This is a genomic window from Catenulispora rubra, from assembly GCF_015356825.1.
GTDB classification, from domain to species: Bacteria; Actinomycetota; Actinomycetes; order Streptomycetales; family Catenulisporaceae; genus Catenulispora; species Catenulispora rubra.
Map to the genome: position 1 here is coordinate 1 of NZ_JAACYW010000110.1, position 14,290 is coordinate 14,290.

Genomic DNA, 14,290 nt, shown 5'->3' on the forward strand with positions numbered 1-14,290 from the left:
GGGGGATTGCTTGGCCGGCGTGGATGACCAGGGCTTCGGCGGCGGTGGGCCAGAAGCCGAAGCCCTCCTCCGTTGTCATCTCGGTCTGGGAGTCGCGGTGGGAGTAGGCGCTGGTGATGCGGCCTGGTTCCGGTTTGCGGATCATGCCTGCTGCGTCGGCGAGTTCGACCAGGGCTGAGCCGCTGTACTGCCAGCGGTCGCTGGCGGCGTGCGCCTGGGCCCACTGCTGGGCTTCCGGGGCGAGGGTGAAGTGCCAGCCGTGGGTGCGCTCCTGGAACTCGCGGTTGGCGACCTCCCAGCGGCGGGTGCTCTCGGCGTAGAAGTCGCGCAGGGCGTCGCTGTCCATCGGGCGATCGTACCCGCGCGCCCCGCTGATGGGCCGCGCCGCCCGTTCGCCGTCGTCGGGGTGCCGGGGGCGGATCTTCGCCTTACGGTCGGAACGTGGATCTCCCGGTCATGCCGCCGGTGCGGCCGATGCTCGCCACCGCTGCGCGGGATGTGCCGCGCGCGGCGGGGTTGGCGTACGAGCCGAAGTGGGACGGCTTCCGGTGCGTCGTGTTCCGTGACGGTGCCGAGGTGGAGCTGGGCTCGCGCAACGATCGGCCGCTGACCAGGTACTTCCCGGAGCTGGTCGAGCTGCTGCTGGCGGCCCTGCCGGAGCGCTGCGTGGTGGACGGCGAGATCGTCGTGGTCACCGGCGACGGCCTCGACTTCGACACGCTCCAGAACCGCCTGCACCCCGCCGCCTCCCGCGTCCGCAAGCTCGCCGCCGAGACGCCGGCCAGCTTCGTCGCGTTCGATCTGCTGGCGCTCGGCGACCGCGACCTGAGCGGTGAGCCGTTCAGCGAGCGCCGGCGGGCGCTGGTCGACGCGCTCGATACGTTCACAAACACAGAGGAACAGCCGAGCAACAGCCGCGTGATCCTGACCCCGCTCACCGAAGACCCGGACGTCGCGCAGGACTGGTTCACGCGCTTCGAGGGCGCCGGTTTCGACGGCGTCATGGTCAAGCCCCTGGACCTGCCGTACGAGCAGAACAAGCGCGTCATGGTCAAGGTGAAGCACGAGCGCACCGCAGACTGCGTCGTCGCGGGCTTCCGCTGGCACAAGGACGGCGAAGGCGTCGGCTCCCTGCTCCTGGGCCTGTTCGACGACGAAGGCACCCTGCACCACGTCGGCGTCGCCAGCAGCTTCACCGCGGCCCGCCGCCGCGAGCTGGTCGGCGAGCTGGCGCCGCTGCGCGAGCACGCGCTGGAGGGCCACCCCTGGCGCGGCTGGGCCGAGGCCGAGCAGCAGTCCGGCAGCCGCATGCCGGGCGCCCGCAGCCGCTGGTCCGCCGACAAGGACCTGGCCTGGGAACCGCTACGGCCCGAGCTGGTCGCCGAGGTCCGCTACGAGCACCTGCTGTCCGGACGCTTTCGGCACGGCGGCCGCCTGGTCCGCTTCCGCCCGGACCGCACGCCGGAGTCCTGCACGTACGCCCAGCTCGAACAGGTGGCGCCGGCCGAACTCGCCGAGGTGTTCGGCAGCCCGGCGAAGAGCGAGGAAAGCACAGAGGACCCGAACGCATGACCAAGGAAACCGTCCTCGACATCGACGACACCGAGGTCCCGGTCTCGCACCCGGACAAGGTCTACTTCAGCAAACGCGGCGAAACCAAGATGGACCTCGTCCAGTACTACCTCGCCGTCTCCGGCCCGATCATGAACACGCTGAAGGACCGCCCCCTGCTCCTGGAGCGCTACCCGGACGGCGCGGGCGGCAAGTCGTGGTTCCAGAAGCGCGTCCCCAAGACGGCGCCGCCGTGGCTGACCACCATGGAGGTGTCCACGCCCAACGACACCACCAGCGACGCCCTGGTCGCGGCGAACATGGCGCACATCGTCTGGGGCGTAAACCTGGGCTGCCTGGGCTTCCACGTCTGGCCGATCCGCGCCTCCGACCCCGACGTCACCGACGAGCTGCGCATCGACCTGGACCCCTCCCCCGGCGTCGGCTACCCCGAAGTCCGGCACGCCGCGGTGCTGACCCGGGAACTGCTGGCCGAGCTGGGCATCGAGGCGTACGTGAAGACCTCCGGATCCCGCGGCCTGCACATCTACGTCAGCCTCCAGCACCGCTGGGACGGCTACGAGGTCCGCGCGGCCGCCGTCGCCCTGGCCCGCGAGATGGAGCGCCGGTATCCGGAGCAGATCACGGCCCAGTGGTGGAAGGAGGAGCGGGGTGCGCGGGTGTTTGTGGACTTCAACCAGAACGCGCCGCACAAGACGGTGTTCGGCGCGTGGTGTGTCCGGCCGCGCGTCGGTGCGCAGGTGTCGACGCCGATCTTCTGGGACGAGCTGATGACGATCGTCCCCGACGAGCTGACCATCGCCACCGTGCCGGCCCGGGTCGCAGAGCGCGGCGATCCGTGGGCCGAGTACAACGCGCGGCCGCAGTCGTTGGAGCCGTTGCTGGAGATGTCGCGGCAGGACATGGCGAACGGGATGATGGACGCGCCGTGGCCGCCGGTCTATCCGAAGCAGCCGAACGAGCCGCCGCGAGTGGCGCCGAGCCGGGCCAAGCACACCGAGCCGGACCCTGCCGACGCCTCATGAAGTGGAAGACTGAGTGTCCGTAAGGGTTTCAGCTTCTGTCTATAACTCCGGTCTTAACTCTGGTTCTAGTTCCGGCTCTAACTCTGGCTCTGACTCCAGTTCCGACTCCGGCTCGACATCCGGGAACTCCACCCGCACCCCGAGCAGCCGCACCGGCCGGTCCAACTCCAGCAGCGCGAACACCTCCAGCGCGGCACGCTCGATCTCCTCCGCGTCAGCCGTCGGAGCAGGCAGCGTGATGCTCCGCGTCTTGGTGATGAACGGCGCGTACCTGATCTTCAGCCCGACGCGCGCCGCCGGCCGCTCCTCCGCCACGACGTCCTCGGCGACGTGCCGGGCCAGCTGCCGCACCTGCACGGCCAACTCCCCCGCGTCGTCGATGTTCTGCTGGAACGTGACCTCGCGGCTGCGGCCCTTGGCGACGTGCGGCGTGCCGGTCACCTCGGCATCCCCGGCGCCCTGCGCCAGCAACCAGAAGTAAGGGCCCATCTTCGGCCCGAAGTGGTCGGCGAGCATGGCGCGGTCGGCGCGGCCCAGGTCGGCGACGGTGTGCAGGCCCATCTCGGCGAGCTTCTTGGCGGTGCGCGAGCCGATGCCCCACAGCGCGTCGGTGGAGCGCTCGCTCATGACGGCGGCCCAGTTCTCCCGGGTGAGCCGGTAGACGCCGGCCGGTTTGGCGAAGCCGGTGGCGGTCTTGGCGCGCAGCTTGTTGTCGCCGATGCCCACGGAGCAGGACAGCCCGGTCTCGCCGAGCACGGCCTCGCGGATGTCGGCGGCCAGCGCCTCGGGGTCGTCGGTGCGCGCGCCGACGAACGCCTCGTCCCAGCCCATCACCTCGACCACGACCGGGAACTCCCGCAGCGTGGCCATCACGCGCTCGGAGACCTTCTCGTAGGCGGCGCGGTCGGCGGGCAGGAAGACGCAGTCGGGGCATTTCTTCGCGGCGGTGCGCATCGGCATCCCGGAGTGGACGCCGAACTCGCGCGCCTCGTAGGAGGCGGTCGCCACCACGCCGCGGCGCGTCGGATCCCCCTGGCCGCCGACCACGACGGGCCGGCCGCGCAGTTCCGGCCGCCGGGCGACTTCGACCGCGGCGATGAACTGGTCGAGGTCGACGTGCAGCACCCAGTCGCTGGTGGACACAGGTCCAGTATGGCCGGGTATGCGCGTCTACGGCTTGTCGGCGAGTGCGCTGGTAAGGCGCCTCCAGCAGAAACCCGGGCAGCAGCGCCCGCAGCTCCCCTACAGCTCGCCCGGGTGGTCCAGGTCGAAGCGCAGCCGCGCCACCGCGACCGCCTCCTTGTGCCGCCGCGACCAGTCGGCCAGCGCGGCGACCGCCTGCGCGAAGCTCTCCCCCATCGGGGTGAGGCGGTAGTCGGTCTGGGGCGGGATCGTCGGGTACACGGTCCGCTCGACCAGGCCGTCGCGGATCAGGCGCTTGGTGGTGACGGTCAGCATGCGCTGGGAGATGCCGGGGATCGCGGACTTCAGCGCGCCGAAGCGCCTGACGCCCTTGGCCAGCTCCACGATCACCAGGACCGACCAGCGGTCGCCGAGGCGGTCCTGGATGTCGCGGATGCCGCAGTCATCGTCGCCGCAGGGTCCGTGCTCGTCGGTGTCGGTGGCGGGCAGCGCCCAGCTGTTCGCATGCGTCACGAGGGGGACGACGCTGCGGAACCCCGCGGCTATTCCGAATGAGACCTGGGTCACATCGGCAACGAATCGCAGCGGCCCGACCCGGACGGTTACCGCAGTGTGCCCGGGTGATTCGAAAGTGCCTCCTTACGCAGGTCCGTCGTCATATCGGAGTCTTGACAGCGTCCGCTTCGGGCTTGATCGGTTCTCTGTGGAGGTTTGTGATGATTCTGGTGACGGGGGTTTCCGGCGGTCTCGGCGGCCTGGTGTTCAAAGGGCTGTCAGAGCTCGATGACGTGCGAGTCGTAGGCGGCACGCGCACCGGTGATGGCGTCAGCGCACGCCGCGTGGACTTCGACGCCCCGCAGTCGCTGCCGGCGGCGTTCGAGGACGTGGACGTCCTGCTGGTGGTATCCGCCGGGTACGCCGAGGACGACGTCGTGTTCGCACGGCACGGAGCGGTAGCCGACGCCGCAGCCGAGGCCGGTGTCAGGCACCTGATCTACACGAGCCTGGCGAGCTCCGGCGAGTCGATGACAATCGCGCTGCCGCACCGCTGGAGCGAGGAGCGGTTCGCGGCGGGGCCGTTCACGACCACCATTCTGCGCAACGGGCTCTACCCCGACGTCCCGGTCGCGCTGGCCACGGTCGGCTCGGCGGCGGACGGTGTGCTCGCGGCGCCGTTCGGTGCGGGCCGACTGTCGGTGGTGGTCCGGCAGGACCTCGCCGACGTCGCAGTGCGGGTCGCTGCGGAGTCGGAGAGGGACCTGGCCGCCGGAAAGCCGAGTCGGCACGCCGACCGCGTGTACGAACTCGAAGGTGATACCGCGCTCGGCGGAGCGGACATCGCGCAGATCCTCGCCGAAGTGCTTGGGCGTCCGATCTCCTACCGCCCCACATCGCTCACCGAGACCCGAGCGGCGCTGGCCGGGAGCGGCTTGGAGCCGTATCAGATCACGCATGCCCTGTCGCTGTACTCGAACGTGATCGCCGGACGTGCCGAGGCCACGCGCTCGGATCTGCCGCCGTTGCTGGAGACGGCGCCGCGTTCCGTACGAGCCGCCGTCGCGGAGGCCGTCGCCGGAAATCGTGGTTGAGCTAGCTCAACCAACGGCCGTCTCCGGAAATCCGGGGTGCCTGGTAGACGCCCCTGCGGGCGATCGACACGGAATACTCACAACTATCGTTCACCGTACCCGGCAAGCCGCCGGTACTCATGCCTCGTCAATCCCTGGAAACCCCGGCCCGCCAGGACTTTCGCCGTCCGGTGCCGCCATTGCGGGTATCTGCGCCGCCAGCCAGCTGAGACCCCCACTCTCAGTGCCCACTTGTAACCCATGAGATATTCAAGACCTTATCCGGAATAGGCGGAAGCGAGGTCCAACATGGTCGCTGTCACAGCGGACGGGGCGACGACACGCGAGCTGGAACGCATGATGGCGGAGTTCCCGGATCTGCCGGTCGAGGCCGTCGTCAAGCAGGACATACTGCGGCAGGGCCTGGCGTTCAGTCCCGACGCCTTGCGGGTGGCCAGCGGGTACAAACCCAAGGACTACTTCATCTTCACCTTCGACCTGGTGCCGGTGGCGGAGATGGCCGAACACGCGCAGTTCCGGGCCCCGGAGGAGATCCGGATGACCGGCGGCCCCTATGACCTGCGGCGGACCGTGGTCTCCACGCGGGTCGCGCCGGACAGCCCCTACGTGGTCGAGCTGCGGGACGGCAAGCTCGTGCTGAACTGCGAGGGCACGTACCTGTCCGACCTGGAGTTCCCGCCGATCCCCGGCTACTACGAGCACACGCTGTCCTCGGGCAAGAAGATCAGCGAGATCGCCCCGGCCATCGAGTGGGGCTACCTGGTGTACCTCACGGTGTACCGGCTGTGCCAGTACTGGGGCCGGGACGAGGAGTGCCGCTTCTGCGACCTCAACGAGAACTTCCGGCAGCAGCGGGCGAACGGCCGGGAGTACACGGCCGTGAAGGAGATCGACGACATCGTCGAGGCGATGACGCTGATCAACAAGTTCGACGACGTCACCAAGGCCTACACGGTCACCGGCGGCTCGATCACCAAGAAGCTGGACGGCATGCGCGAGGGCGAGTTCTACGCGCGCTTCGCCGAGGCCATCGAGTCCCGCTTCGCCGGCCGCTGGATCCCCAAGGCCGTCGTGCAGGCGCTGCCGCTGGACGAGGTCCAGATGCTCTTCGACGCCGGCTACCGCGTCTACCACCCGAACTACGAGGTGTGGGACGCCGAGATGTTCAGCTGGATCTGCCCGGGCAAGGACCGGTACGTCGGCCGTGACGAGTGGGTCAAGCGGATCCTGGACTCGGCCGAGGTCTTCGGCGCGACCAACGTCATCCCGAACTTCGTCGGCGGCGTGGAGATGGCCGAGCCGCACGGCTTCACCGACGTCGACAAGGCGATCGCCTCCACGACCGAGGGCCTGGACTTCTTCATGAGCCACGGTGTCATGCCGCGGTTCACCACCTGGTGCCCGGAGCCGACCAGCAACCTGGGCCGGCAGAAGGGCCCGTCGCTGGAGTACTTCGTGAAGCTGCTGCTGGCCTGGCGCGACACGTTCGAGAAGTACAACCTGCCGGTCCCACCCGGCTACGGCCGCCCCGGCGCCGGGAACGCCGAGTTCTCCGTGAGCGCCTTCATGGACGTCATCCGCACGCCTTGAGCTTCACCGGTCCGGCGGCGGACCGCCCAGCCGCCGCCGGACCATACATACCTTGACAAATCGAACAAAGAAACGCCCTGACGGCACCGGGAAAGCCCCGACAGTGTAATTTGGCCGCTACCGCCTTCGGCGGAGGAGCAGACGCAACTGGGGAGTGGGACTATGACGGGGCGGCGAATAACGGCGGTACGGATGACGGCTTGCGGCATGGTAGCCGCGGCCCTGCTGACCACCAGCGGCTGCGGCCTGTTCGGCAGCAGCTCGTCGAAGTCGTCCTCGGCCGATTCCAAGAACTCCGGCGCAGGGTCCGCCACCACCAGTTCGTCGCCGCAGGCCACGCCGCAGACCGTGGCGCAGGCGTTCCTGGACGCCTGGTCCAAGAGCGATTTCGACAGCGCCGGCAAGCTGACCGACGACGCCACCAACGCCACGGCCCGGCTGAAGGCCGTCATGGGCTCGCTGAGCCCGCAGAAGCTGACGCTGACGCTCGGTTCGCAGGAGAACGTCGCGGCCGGGGCGACCTCGGGCTCGCCGACCGGTTCGGCCACGGGTTCGGCCTCGGCCTCGGGCACGCCCAGTGCCTCGGCGTCCTCGGCTTCCAGCTCGGCCGCCACGCTGGCCCGGTTCTCCTTCACCGTCTCCGCCGACTTCGGCAACAACCTGGTCTGGGACTACTCCTCGGCGGTGAACCTGGTCCAGGGCCCGGCCGGCACGCCGGTCGTGAAGTGGAGCTCGGCGGTCATCCAGGCCCAGCTCGGCGGGACCGCGCTGATCAAGGCCGTACCGCCGAAGCAGAGCGTGGTGGACGCCGCCGGCAACCCGATCGACCTGACGAAGCACGCGAGCCTGACCTCGGCGGTGAACGCGCTGTCCACGCACGTCCCGACGAACACCCCGCCGACCCAGCTCACCGTCGAGTTCGTGGATCCCAAGACCGGCAGCCCGATCGCCCCCGGGACGATCAAGCAGCTCGGCACCGGCACGGGCGCCGCGCCCACGGTGAAGACCTCGATCGACCCGAAGGTGCAGTCCGCGGTCGAGGCCGGGCTGAACGGGCACGTCAACGCCGGCATGGTCGCCATCCGGCCGTCCACCGGCGAAATCCTCGGCATGGCCAGCAACGACGCCGCCGTCCCGTCCCTGGCCTACAAGGCCACCCGCGCCCCGGGCTCCACGTTCAAGGTGGTCACCACCGCGCTCGCGCTCCAGCAGGGCCTGAAGCCCACCGACCCGGTGAACTGCAGCCCCAACGCCACCGTCGAGGGCCTGACGATCAACAACGACAAGAGCCTGCGCGGCGGCCTCTCGCCCGCCACGCTCAAGGACGCCTTCCTGGTCTCCTGCAACACCGCGTACGTCCACCTGGCCCTGGACGGCAAGCTCGGCAGCGACTACGGCGCGCTGACCAACGAGGCCAAGACCTACTTCGGCATGAACCAGAAGTGGGACCTGGGCATGGGCGCGGCCACCTACGGCACCGCCGGCGACGAGCAGGTCCCGAAGGCCGACGGCCAGGGCCTGTTCGCCCGCGAGACCTTCGGCCAGGGCAACATCACGATGTCCCCGCTGACCATGGCCTCGGTCGCCGCCACCGTGGCCACCGGCCAGTTCAAGCAGCCGATCCTGGTCCCCGGCACTCCGCAGATCAGCGCCACCCCGCTCCCCTCGGGGGTGGACAGCGAACTCATCTCCCTGATGCAGGGCGTGGTCAACTCCCCGGAGGGCACCGCCTCCACGGTGTTCCCGCACAACGTGGGCCTCGGCGCCAAGACCGGCTCCGCCGAGGCCGCCGACACCCCGACGACCGACAGTTGGATGATCGTCTTCGACAAGTCGCACGACATCGCCTTCTGCGCCTTGGTGCTCAACGGCGGTATGGGCTACCAGGCAGCGGGCCCGGCGATCAAGACGGCGCTGCAGAACTTGGGGTACATCTAGATCTGGGTACATCCCAATCCAGGAGATCGGCATTCACCGGCGCCACACTCCCAGCCGACATGGCACTCCGCCGTAGGTGACGTGATCCGCGCTCGCGCCGGTGTGCTCCCAGCGGTCGGCGAGGAGCTCGAAGAAGCGATCGTCGGCGGTGGAGCCTCCGGCCTCCTGACCGGCGTAGATCAGCATGTCGCCGCGGTAGGCGGTGACGGCGCGGGCGGCCCAGGGGTCGTTGTTGTTGGGCCAGCACAGGAAGAGCGCGCGGTCGGCGTGCCGGGCCGCGACGCTGTCGTCGCCGGGCTCGACGGCCGTATAGGCGCGCTTGGCGTAGCCGTTGGCGGTGGAGGCCGGGAACGGGTCGTAGGCGACGGTGTCGATGCCGGCGGCGCGCATCAGCCAGGCCCAGTAACCGCCGCCGGCGCCGGGTTCGACGACGCCGCGCGCGCCGACGGTCGCGCGGATCCACGCGATGTCGCCGGGGCTGGGGATCGACCAGCTGTAGCGGCGGCTCAACGCGGCGCGGTCGAGCCCTGCGACGACCGCGCGCTCGCGGACCTCGGCCGGGGCGGACAGCCACATGGTGGTGGGGCCGGTGATGCCGCCGCGGGTTTCGGTCGGGAGGTTGCGGATGATCTGCCAGTAAGGGTTGGCGGGGGTGTCGGTGTTGGCCGGGTCAGCCGGGTCGGCAGGGTCGGCGGCGGCGGTCGCGGACAGCGGCGGGAACACGAGCGCGGGGCCGAAGGCGCGCGGGGTGGCTAGGGCGAGGGCGGTCAGGTCGGCGGCCAGGGTCGCCAGCTCAGCGTCGGAGAGGATGCCGTCGGGCGCGGTGGTGGCAGCGGCGGGGCCAGTGCTGGTGTCGACGCTGGTGCTGGTGTCGAGCGCGCTGGCGGTGGCGGCGGCTTCGGCCGGTCCGGCGCTCCCGGGACGTGTGTTCTCAGCATTCAGCATGTGTTCCCCCGTGTCGTCCAACCCTGTGCTCCGGCAACAAAAGCTACCGGCTCCGGCGTGCGCTCAAGCCTCGGCCATCCAAGGAAACGGCGCCCGATCCGGCTCCACCCACCCGCTCCGGGCCGCAGCCGAGGCCAGCACCGTCGAGGAGTAGAACCGCGTCAGCAACCGCTTGTCCAGCAACGCGTCGTTGGCCTCGATGAACGTCCCGAAGTCATCCGTCGGATGCTCGGCAGCGTGATACCCGACCGCCTGCACCCACGCGCGGCTGATCGTGGCGTTGTACTTCTGCGGGACTCCGGCGTAGCGCGCCGTCTCCCGAATCCCGTCGCTCACCACGGCTATCGCCTCGTCGACGCCGTGCTGCCGCACCGCCAGCCACGTGACGTGGATGTGCTGCCGGTGCCCGAAGCCCTTGCCGTCGGCCGTCACCTGCTCGAACAGCTCCTGAAAGCTCATCGCGAAACCTCCGTCAACGCGCGCAGCACTTCGTAGAAGGCTGCGACCTTCTCCCGATCCAGATCCGCGAGCGCACGCTCCTCCAACTCCCCGATCGTCCGCGAGATGGCGTCGGCCGTGGACCGACCCGACTCCGTCAGCTCGATCAGCACCGACCGCCGGTCGCCGGCAAGGCTCCCGCGCGTGATGTGCCCGCGACGCTCCAGGCGGTCCAGGACGCCGGTCAGGGTCGTCGGCTTGCTCCCGATCGCGGCGCCGAGCTCCGACACCGTGCGGGCGCGGCCGTCGGCGAGGTTCGCCAAGGCGTTGGTCTCCGACGGTGTGAGGTCCAGGTCGACCAGTTCTGTCGCCAGCGTCTGCAACGTGGCGTGCGTGGCGCGCTGGAGGGCCAGCAGGGCTGAGCCCTCCGATGATACGGATCCGTTCTTCACGAAACCGAATAATACTGTTCCGTAGTACATGGACGCCACCCTTGACACTCCGCAACCCAGAACCTCTAATGTGCTAGGAACCTAGTTGAATAGAGGAATCAGTGATCGAGTTCCACCTGGACCCGCACTCCGGCGTCGCGCCCTACCTGCAGATCGTGCAGCAGGTCCGCCGGGCGCTGCTGCTGGGACTGCTGGCCGAGGGGGACCGGCTCCCCACCGTCAAACAAGTGGTCGCCAAGATCGCGATCAACCCCAACACCGTGCTGAAGGCGTACCGCGACCTGGAGCGCCAGGGCCTGGTGACCCCGCGCCCGGGCCTGGGCACGTTCGTCACCAAAACCCTCGCGCCGGGCCCGCCGCCCGAGCACGAGCCGCTGCGCCGGGAGTTGCAGGCCTGGCTGGAGCACGCGCGCACCGCCGGCCTCACCACGGCCGGCGTCGAAGCCCTTTTCCACACTGTCTTCCACGACTTCAGCGACTTCAGCGACTTCCGCGGCTCCACTGACTTCACCGACTCCACCGAAGAGGCCGAAGAGGAACCATGACCGCGATCATCGAGGCGCAGGGCCTGAGCAAGCGCTACGGCGCGCGCCCGGCGCTGACCGACTGCACGCTGCACATCCCGCCGGGGCACGTGGTCGGGCTGGTCGGCCCGAACGGCGCGGGCAAGTCCACGCTGCTCAAGCTCGCCTGCGGTCTGCTGGCTCCGACGTCCGGGAGCCTGGCGGTGTTGGGCGGGCGGCCCGGGGCGGGTCCGGAGCAGATAGCGAAGGTGGCGTTCGTCGCGCAGGACGCGCCGGTGTACGCGCACTTGTCGGTCGCCGACCATCTGCGGCTCGGGGCGCACCTGAATCCGCGCTGGGACCGGGCGTTCGCCGAGGCTCGCGTCGACAGTCTGGGGCTGGATCCCAAGCAGAAGGCCGGGAAGCTCTCCGGCGGGCAGCGTGCGCAGTTGGCGCTGACGCTGGCGACCGGCAAGCGTCCGGATCTGTTGCTGCTGGACGAGCCGGTGGCCAGTCTGGATCCGCTGGCGCGGCGGGACTTTCTCAGGCATCTGATGGAGACGGTCGCGGAGGAGGGCACGAGCGTGGTCCTGTCCTCGCACCTGATATCGGATCTGGAGCGGGTCTGCGACTACCTGATCGTGCTGGCCGGGTCGCGGGTGCGGCTGGCCGGCGAGGTGGACGAGCTCACGGCGAGCCATCACCGGATCATCACGGCGCGGCGCGAGGCGGACTCGCTGCCGTCAGGGCTCGAAGTCATCTCCGCCGCGCACGCCGAGCGGCAGTCGACGTTCGTGGTGCACGGGGCGCCGGGGCCGGCCGACGACTGGGCCGTCGAGCCGCTGGGGATGGAAGACCTGGCGTTGACCTATATGGAGGCGGCACGATGATATGGCTGACCTGGCGCCAGCTGCGTCCCACGCTGATCACCGCGGCGGTGCTGCTCGGGGTGGCCGCGGTGTACTTCGTCATCACCGGGGAGCACATCCGGCACACGTATTCCTCCGATCTGAGCACGTGTCGGTCGAACTGCGCGCAGGTGCTCGACAACTTCGCCGGCTCCTATCAGAATCTGCGGGCTCTGATCCAGCTCGTCGTGCATGCCGTGCCGGCCTTGATCGGGATCTTCTGGGGTGCGCCGCTGATCGCCGCGGAGTTCGAGCGCGGGACGCATCGGATGGCGTGGAACCAGTCGGTCACGCCGACGCGGTGGCTGGCGTTCAAGCTGGCCGGCGGGGCGTTGGCGTCGGCTGTCGCGGCCGGGGTTCTCAGCCTGCTGTTCACGTGGTGGGCCGGGCCGCAGGACAAGATCGACGCCAGTCCTTTCGACTGGAATGTCTTCGGGACGCGCGATATCACGCCGGTCGGGTATGCGTTGTTCGCGTTCGCGCTTGGCGCGCTGCTCGGTCTGCTGACCCGTCGGGGTGTGCTGACGGCGATGGCGTTGACGGTCGCGGTGTACGTCGGGGTGCAGGTCGTTGTGGCAACGCAGATCCGGCCGCACATCATGCCGACGCAGACGATGTCGGTGTCGGTGGACGCGCAGTTGCTGAGCCATCCGGTCGATACGACGATCACCGGCTCGGCGTCGGGGCCGACGGTCACGTTCAAGGTCAAGGCGCCGGCTGGGTCTTGGAAGCTGTCGCAGACTCCTGTCGTGGACGGCTCGGGGGCCAAGCTGCCGATGAGTGCGGTTCAGAACTGCATCGAGGGTCCCGTGCAGAGCCAAAGCGATCTCGCGAACTGCCTGGCGCCGTACAACCCGCACGTCGGCGTCCGATACGATCCCGCCTCCGACTTCTGGCCGTTGCAGTGGTATGAAACAGGGATCTATGTCGCCCTGGCCGGGGTGCTCGCGGGGCTCTGCTTCTGGCGGATCCGGGGGCACCGCGACTGAGGCGCGGGGCGGGGATTCAGGAGGCCGCGATGGCGCTGATCGAGACGAGTGACGGCTACACCTTGTGGTACGAGGCGGCCGGGCCGCTGGACGCCGCCGGGATCGTCTTCCCGGTGCGGTACCGGGCGGAGTTCGCGACGCTGGGGGCGGCGTTGGCGGAGACGTACCGGGTGGTGCGCTACAAGCCGCGGCGGGTCGTCGGGGAGATCGAGGAGGAGCCGGGCGCGGGCGGGGCGTGGCAGGGCCCTGACTGCACGGTGTACCCGACGCAGATGGAGGTCGCGGACCTGCACGCGGTCGCCGACGCGGCGGGGCTGGACGGCTTCGTCCTGGCGGGCTACTCGGGGATGGCGGCCCTGGCCGGGTTCCTGGCCCCGCTCAGCCACCGCACCCGCGGCCTGCTGGTCGGCGGCTTCCCCCTGCTGGCGGACTTCGACTACTGGCTCGGCTTCGAGGAGGGCGCCCGCGCCGCGCTGATCCAGGCGGGCCTCCCGCACCAGGCCGGCGACCACCACCTGGGGCGCCTGATGTTCCGCCAGTGGGCCGCCCGCGACGACCGCGCCGCGCTCGCGGCCCTCCCCGGCCCGAAGATCCTGTGGTACGGCAGCCAGGACTGCGACCCGGAGTGCCGCATGGCCACCCGCACCGGCGCCGCCGCCATCGCCCGCCACGACCACGCCGACGAACCGGAGCTGCGCGACCTCGGCTTCGAGGTGGTCGAGGTGGCCGGACACGACCACATCGGCGCGCTCGCGGAGGTGGATGTGGTGCTGCCGCGGCTGGCGGCGGCGCTGGCGGGGACGGGGAGTCGGTGGTGACGGGGCGCGCGGCTCGGTGAGGGGCAGGCTGAGCGCGCGACACGCGAGCGCAGACAGCCGAGCGCAGGCATGCGGTGGCGTGGCCGAGCGCGGGGCGGCTAGGCTCGCTGAGCGGGAAGATCAGGCAGGCGGTGCGGCAAGACAGAGCAGTCAGACACGCAACTCGATGCGAGGCAAGCTGGGCGCAGGGCATACGTGCGGGGCCAGCGCAAACTCAGCGGCGCGGCGCTGGCAAAGCGGCGGCTGGCGCGGCGCCGGGCAAGTGCGGCAGGTGCGGGCCGAATGCAATGCGGAGCTGCGCGGCGAGGTGCGGTCAGGCGCGCTACTCGGTGCGAGGCAAGCTGAGCGCGGGGCGTGCTGGTGTCGGCCGGTCGCAAACT

At 69.9% G+C, this 14,290-nt stretch carries 15 protein-coding genes; 9 read left to right on the plus strand and 6 right to left on the minus strand.

The annotated features are described in order from the left end of the window. The coding region (locus GWK61_RS27050; protein WP_194912646.1) for a hypothetical protein at positions 1 to 346 on the minus strand (346 nt) is incomplete at its 3' end. Positions 347 to 441: 95 nt separating this feature from the next. Between GWK61_RS27050 and GWK61_RS27055 the strand changes: the two genes are divergently transcribed. Beyond that, positions 442 to 1,572, plus strand: coding sequence for an ATP-dependent DNA ligase (locus tag GWK61_RS27055; protein WP_194912650.1), 1,131 nt, complete (start codon positions 442 to 444; stop codon positions 1,570 to 1,572). Next, positions 1,569 to 2,597, plus strand: coding sequence for a non-homologous end-joining DNA ligase (gene ligD / locus GWK61_RS27060; RefSeq protein WP_194912652.1), 1,029 nt, complete (start codon positions 1,569 to 1,571; stop codon positions 2,595 to 2,597). Before GWK61_RS27055 ends, ligD begins: the two co-directional genes overlap by 4 nt. Positions 2,598 to 2,636: 39 nt before the next feature. Here ligD and GWK61_RS27065 read toward each other — a convergent pair whose 3' ends face one another. Both GWK61_RS27065 and GWK61_RS27070 read right to left on the minus strand, forming a co-directional pair. Beyond that, on the minus strand, positions 2,637 to 3,740 hold the full coding sequence (locus GWK61_RS27065; protein ID WP_323747774.1) for a DNA polymerase IV: 1,104 nt from the start codon (positions 3,738 to 3,740) through the stop codon (positions 2,637 to 2,639). 99 nt (positions 3,741 to 3,839) lie between these two features. Continuing rightward, the gene (locus GWK61_RS27070; protein ID WP_438939786.1) at positions 3,840 to 4,253 is read right to left on the minus strand and encodes a winged helix-turn-helix transcriptional regulator; all 414 of its coding nucleotides are present in this window, start codon (positions 4,251 to 4,253) and stop codon (positions 3,840 to 3,842) included. A 203-nt stretch (positions 4,254 to 4,456) separates the two neighbouring features. Between GWK61_RS27070 and GWK61_RS27075 the strand changes: the two genes are divergently transcribed. From GWK61_RS27075 to GWK61_RS27085, 3 genes are all read left to right on the plus strand, one after another. Continuing rightward, positions 4,457 to 5,329, plus strand: coding sequence for a Rossmann-fold NAD(P)-binding domain-containing protein (locus GWK61_RS27075; RefSeq protein ID WP_194912659.1), 873 nt, complete (start codon positions 4,457 to 4,459; stop codon positions 5,327 to 5,329). A 288-nt stretch (positions 5,330 to 5,617) separates the two neighbouring features. Continuing rightward, positions 5,618 to 6,919, plus strand: a complete 1,302-nt coding sequence (locus GWK61_RS27080) for a radical SAM protein (RefSeq protein ID WP_194912662.1) — start codon at positions 5,618 to 5,620, stop codon at positions 6,917 to 6,919. A 207-nt stretch (positions 6,920 to 7,126) separates the two neighbouring features. After that, a complete protein-coding gene (locus tag GWK61_RS27085; protein ID WP_194912663.1) occupies positions 7,127 to 8,857 on the plus strand; it encodes a penicillin-binding transpeptidase domain-containing protein in 1,731 nt (576 codons plus the stop codon). A 33-nt stretch (positions 8,858 to 8,890) separates the two neighbouring features. Here the strand turns inward: GWK61_RS27085 and GWK61_RS27090 are convergent, their stop codons facing one another. The 3 genes from GWK61_RS27090 to GWK61_RS27100 all read right to left on the minus strand — a co-directional run bounded on the left by GWK61_RS27090 (position 8,891) and on the right by GWK61_RS27100 (position 10,692). Continuing rightward, positions 8,891 to 9,802 (minus strand): hypothetical protein, encoded by a 912-nt coding sequence (locus tag GWK61_RS27090; protein WP_194912665.1) that lies wholly within the window; start codon positions 9,800 to 9,802, stop codon positions 8,891 to 8,893. Between the two features lie 63 nt (positions 9,803 to 9,865). After that, positions 9,866 to 10,261, minus strand: coding sequence for a hypothetical protein (locus GWK61_RS27095; protein WP_194912666.1), 396 nt, complete (start codon positions 10,259 to 10,261; stop codon positions 9,866 to 9,868). Beyond that, positions 10,258 to 10,692, minus strand: coding sequence for a MarR family winged helix-turn-helix transcriptional regulator (locus GWK61_RS27100; RefSeq protein ID WP_323747776.1), 435 nt, complete (start codon positions 10,690 to 10,692; stop codon positions 10,258 to 10,260). Before GWK61_RS27100 ends, GWK61_RS27095 begins: the two co-directional genes overlap by 4 nt. Before the next feature lie 101 nt (positions 10,693 to 10,793). Here GWK61_RS27100 and GWK61_RS27105 point away from each other — a divergent pair, with 101 nt between their 5' ends. From GWK61_RS27105 to GWK61_RS27120, 4 genes are read left to right on the plus strand one after another with little or no spacing between them, the layout of a single operon-like run. Further along, positions 10,794 to 11,237: a GntR family transcriptional regulator gene (locus tag GWK61_RS27105; RefSeq protein WP_194912670.1), complete on the plus strand. Its 444-nt coding sequence runs from the start codon at positions 10,794 to 10,796 to the stop codon at positions 11,235 to 11,237. Continuing rightward, on the plus strand, positions 11,234 to 12,085 hold the full coding sequence (locus GWK61_RS27110; RefSeq protein ID WP_194912692.1) for an ABC transporter ATP-binding protein: 852 nt from the start codon (positions 11,234 to 11,236) through the stop codon (positions 12,083 to 12,085). Before GWK61_RS27105 ends, GWK61_RS27110 begins: the two co-directional genes overlap by 4 nt. Further along, positions 12,082 to 13,092, plus strand: a complete 1,011-nt coding sequence (locus GWK61_RS27115; RefSeq protein ID WP_194912696.1) for an ABC-2 membrane transporter-related protein — start codon at positions 12,082 to 12,084, stop codon at positions 13,090 to 13,092. The genes GWK61_RS27110 and GWK61_RS27115 overlap by 4 nt, the downstream gene beginning before the upstream one ends. A gap of 29 nt (positions 13,093 to 13,121) precedes the next feature. Continuing rightward, on the plus strand, positions 13,122 to 13,910 hold the full coding sequence (locus tag GWK61_RS27120; RefSeq protein WP_194912698.1) for a hypothetical protein: 789 nt from the start codon (positions 13,122 to 13,124) through the stop codon (positions 13,908 to 13,910). Positions 13,911 to 14,290: the final 380 nt, after the last annotated feature.

What these genes read in the sequence shown, in the direction of transcription:
- GWK61_RS27120 (WP_194912698.1), top strand. Translation starts at nt 13,122, where the DNA reads ATGGCGCTGATCGAGACGAGTGACGGCTACACCTTGTGGTACGAGGCG.
- GWK61_RS27095 (WP_194912666.1), bottom strand. Translation starts at nt 10,261, where the DNA reads ATGAGCTTTCAGGAGCTGTTCGAGCAGGTGACGGCCGACGGCAAGGGC.
- GWK61_RS27085 (WP_194912663.1), top strand. Translation starts at nt 7,127, where the DNA reads ATGGTAGCCGCGGCCCTGCTGACCACCAGCGGCTGCGGCCTGTTCGGC.
- GWK61_RS27080 (WP_194912662.1), top strand. Translation starts at nt 5,618, where the DNA reads ATGGTCGCTGTCACAGCGGACGGGGCGACGACACGCGAGCTGGAACGC.
- GWK61_RS27090 (WP_194912665.1), bottom strand. Translation starts at nt 9,802, where the DNA reads ATGCTGAATGCTGAGAACACACGTCCCGGGAGCGCCGGACCGGCCGAA.
- GWK61_RS27115 (WP_194912696.1), top strand. Translation starts at nt 12,082, where the DNA reads ATGATATGGCTGACCTGGCGCCAGCTGCGTCCCACGCTGATCACCGCG.
- GWK61_RS27075 (WP_194912659.1), top strand. Translation starts at nt 4,457, where the DNA reads ATGATTCTGGTGACGGGGGTTTCCGGCGGTCTCGGCGGCCTGGTGTTC.
- ligD (WP_194912652.1), top strand. Translation starts at nt 1,569, where the DNA reads ATGACCAAGGAAACCGTCCTCGACATCGACGACACCGAGGTCCCGGTC.
- GWK61_RS27110 (WP_194912692.1), top strand. Translation starts at nt 11,234, where the DNA reads ATGACCGCGATCATCGAGGCGCAGGGCCTGAGCAAGCGCTACGGCGCG.